Raw genomic sequence first — 3,183 nt, forward strand, 5'->3', positions numbered from 1 at the left:
GATCCGCAATCTCGGCGAGTACGAGGGCGACTTGAACATCAGTGATCGACTCATCGCGGATCTGATCGCGGCCTGCCGCGCGGTGGTCGCCAAGCTCGATGCCCTGAAGCCACCCGCGGAAGCGAAGTAGACGCCGGTCACCGCGCGAGCAAAGCGCCTCCATCTATCATCTATCGTTCTCATCTATCGCTCCCCCAGCGCCTGCCGCAGCGTGGCCAGCGGCATGAAAAGCTTGTGCGGATCGTCAGGAAGGGGCAGAAACCCGAAACGGCGGTAGTAGTGGCTGGCCGCCTCATCTTTGGCATCCACGAAAAGACCGATGATCCCGGCGCTGTCGGCTACCTGGAGCGCGCGGCGCACGGCATGCACCGTCATCAGCGCACCCAGACCCTGGCGTTGTCTCGAACGGGCAACGGCCAGCCGCGCGAGTTTGACGCCGTGGGCTTTGGCAGGATACTTCTTGGCGTAGCGTGGCGGCAGGCTGTCGGTCACGATTTCCGCCAAGCTCATCGTCACATATCCGAGGATGGTATCGGGCGCCCCATCCTCAACCAGCACCTCAGTCCGCGACAGACCCTTGTCCGTGTGCTGCCGGGCGGTGTATCGCAGGTAGTCGTTGAGCTCGGGGCTGCCGCAATCGAAGTCCTCGCGGCGGTGCCGACGGTTCAGCAGCTCAATCCTGAGCATTCAAGGATGAGCGCTTGTAGGCGGCAACCGCTTTCTTCAGCCTGGCATTGGGGGAGGGCGGGTTTTCCAGCGCCCGGAAGAACGCTTGCGCGTCGCGGCGGCTCAGGCGGATGATTCGCTCCCGCTCCAGCACCGCATGTGCCTCCTTGAGGGCCGCCTGCACCACGAACTGGTTCAGCGTCGCGCCCGAGAGAGCGGCGGCTTCCTCGAGCGTCTTGCGCACCGGCTTCGGCACGCGGGAGCTGATGCGCTCCTTGTCGGTGTTCAGCATGGTCTTACCTTCGGTTGGATCACGTACCGGAGTGTAGCATGGTGGCGCCATTTTGGCACCATAGCGATTTCTTGCGTCAGCGACGTTCGAAAAAAATTTTCGTGTGGCACTTGTGTGCCACTTCAAACGGCCTCTTGGGCGAGCTTTCGATCGGCAGTCCGAGTAGTTCGGCATATGCGGCGTCCATTTGGTGCCGTGAAGCGAACGTACCAATGCGGACTGCCCTTGAATTTGCAGAGCATGGATGTTCCTCTTCATGCCGTGGCCGCTTGGCGCCGGCGCGCGACTTCCTTGCCGATGAGCTGGAAGCCGCGGACATTGGCCAACAGGGGCTCCCGTACGATCTGGACGCTGTGCCGCGGGAACCGCTGGGCTAGCGCCTCGCGGTAGAGATTCGCGCCACCGCCCACCAGCAGGATCGCCTCGATATCGCGTCCGGCCCCGACCGAGTTCGCGATCGCGTGCGCCGCCTCTTCGGTGACGCTGCGCGCGGTCTCGAGATGGCGGGCCTGCAGGGGCGTGCGCCGGCCGAAGAGCGTGAGGTAGCCATAGCGGAGCGCCGCATCAAGCAGCGGCAGCTTATCGAGTGGGATTCGCTCCTCGTCGGCCACGGCACGCGCCACCGCCCGGGCGACCGCCTGCACGCCGCCGGCGAAGCTCCCGCAGCGCTTGGGCAGCGGCTGCAGGCCCTTCGTGGTCAGCCGGTCGACGGTGTAGTAGCCGGGATCGACGTAGAGCTCGGGCTCGCCGACGGAATGAGCGACCTGCCAACTGTACTACGGACCGTTTCAACGTTGAGCAACACACGCGACTACACGCCGGTGCCGAACATCTTCGAACGCTTCGCCGAACGCGTACCCAGCATCGGTCAGCAGCTCCTAGACAACTTTCTGTCGTCGTCCGATTTGCAGTGCACGCTTCAATAATGATTCGTTTTGTAAAGTCTGGCCTTTCCCATTTCCCCGACAGTCGGGCGCGGATTAGACATCGCGCTGAAAGGTGGAACGGCGATCAATCTGTTCGTGCGCGACATGCCGCGGCTGTCGGTGGATATCGATTTGACTCGGTTGCCCCTGGGTATCACCGACGACATACGAAGGATGTTCGTTGTCTATCTTGCCAGCCACGATCGGCCGATGAGCGAGCTCCTTGATCCCGCCAGGGAAGATTTTCGCTAGGTGTATGAGCGTGAGTTTATCGGGATGGTGACCAAGCGCGTCGAATACGACGAGCTGGTGGAAGTCCGTGAATGACTCATTGGCACGATAAGAAGTACGTTAACGGAGAATGAGAAGAAATTTCTCCTTCGATAAAGCAGGGGCAACCGGACTGGAATCTCATGCCAGTATCCGGCATCGATCAACTGCCTGGAATCCAATGGAAGCTGATGAACATTCGAAAAATGAAGAAGGAAAAGAACGAGCAATCAACGAAGAAGCTTCGCAAGGTCCTGGGACTGTGAGTGAACAGAAACGCAAATCGAAGGCTCGGTAAAGCTTTGAACTGTTTTTCTAGGATTAAAAGGTGGCTCGACTAGAGGAACTAAAGAGAGGCGCACTCGTCCGCGGCATATCGCCCAGCGGAGCGGTTACTGTGGAGTGCGGGCGGAGAACCGCCCCTTCACAGCCTGTTTCTTCGACACGGACACCTCCTCTAGTCACAGGGCATGTTGCCCCAAATGGGTGATTTTGTCCCGGTGGGAAGGCGGTAATGCCAAGGATGTTCAGGTGACCGAGACATAATCGTCAACCCGCTGTTGAGGCAGCCCACCCAGGTCCCCTGCGACGTGCAATGATTGGCGGATGTGAAACGGGTGTCCTCCTAGGGGTCGCATCAGGTTACGAGGGAGGAGGGTGTATTCGTTGCGACTGGCATCCCGAAACCCGAAGGAAGAGTAAACTCGCCGTGGCGCGGGACCGTTACCCCGAAGAAGAGGCCGACAGATGCAAACCCGGAACCGGATGACGCTCACCATCGCGCTCGAGCGCTACGACCGCCACTTTCCGTTTTTCGACGGCACCGTGGCGCCGCCCGCGAACGTCGAGCTCAACGTGTTGCAGGTCGGCCAGAGCGTCACGCTGCGCGACGGCACCGACCGCCACGGGCGGATGTTGCGGGGCGAGTTCGACCTCTGCGAATTCTCCATGTCGAGCTATTTGATGGCGAAGGAGCGCGGCTTGCCGCTCACCGCGGTGCCGGCGTTTCCCCGGCGCCTGTTCAGCGCC

4 protein-coding genes and 2 pseudogenes are annotated in these 3,183 nt (G+C 60.9%); 3 read left to right on the forward strand and 3 right to left on the reverse strand.

What is annotated here, in order from left to right:
• Positions 1-183 precede the first annotated feature (183 nt).
• From VNM24_09050 to VNM24_09060, 3 genes and pseudogenes are all read right to left on the reverse strand, one after another.
• A complete protein-coding gene (locus VNM24_09050) occupies positions 184-687 on the reverse strand; it encodes a GNAT family N-acetyltransferase (GenBank protein ID HWQ38739.1) in 504 nt (167 codons plus the stop codon).
• Positions 674-958: a DUF1778 domain-containing protein gene (locus VNM24_09055; protein ID HWQ38740.1), complete on the reverse strand. Its 285-nt coding sequence runs from the start codon at positions 956-958 to the stop codon at positions 674-676. The genes VNM24_09050 and VNM24_09055 overlap by 14 nt, the downstream gene beginning before the upstream one ends.
• A 254-nt stretch (positions 959-1,212) precedes the next feature.
• A pseudogene (locus VNM24_09060) lies at positions 1,213-1,677 on the reverse strand (hypothetical protein).
• Between the two features lie 270 nt (positions 1,678-1,947).
• Between VNM24_09060 and VNM24_09065 the strand changes: the two are divergent.
• The 3 genes and pseudogenes from VNM24_09065 to VNM24_09075 form a co-directional block, all read left to right on the forward strand.
• Positions 1,948-2,136, forward strand: a pseudogene (locus VNM24_09065) (nucleotidyl transferase AbiEii/AbiGii toxin family protein).
• A gap of 161 nt (positions 2,137-2,297) precedes the next feature.
• Positions 2,298-2,420, forward strand: coding sequence for a hypothetical protein (locus VNM24_09070; GenBank protein HWQ38741.1), 123 nt, complete (start codon positions 2,298-2,300; stop codon positions 2,418-2,420).
• A gap of 499 nt (positions 2,421-2,919) precedes the next feature.
• Positions 2,920-3,183 (forward strand): hypothetical protein (locus tag VNM24_09075; protein ID HWQ38742.1); only part of this gene is annotated, 264 nt, incomplete at its 3' end.

The organism is Burkholderiales bacterium (genome assembly GCA_035560005.1).
Classification (GTDB): Bacteria; Pseudomonadota; Gammaproteobacteria; order Burkholderiales; family Eutrophovitaceae; genus DASRFY01.

What these genes read in the sequence shown, in the direction of transcription:
- VNM24_09050 (HWQ38739.1), bottom strand. Translation starts at nt 687, where the DNA reads ATGCTCAGGATTGAGCTGCTGAACCGTCGGCACCGCCGCGAGGACTTC.
- VNM24_09055 (HWQ38740.1), bottom strand. Translation starts at nt 958, where the DNA reads ATGCTGAACACCGACAAGGAGCGCATCAGCTCCCGCGTGCCGAAGCCG.
- VNM24_09070 (HWQ38741.1), top strand. Translation starts at nt 2,298, where the DNA reads ATGCCAGTATCCGGCATCGATCAACTGCCTGGAATCCAATGGAAGCTG.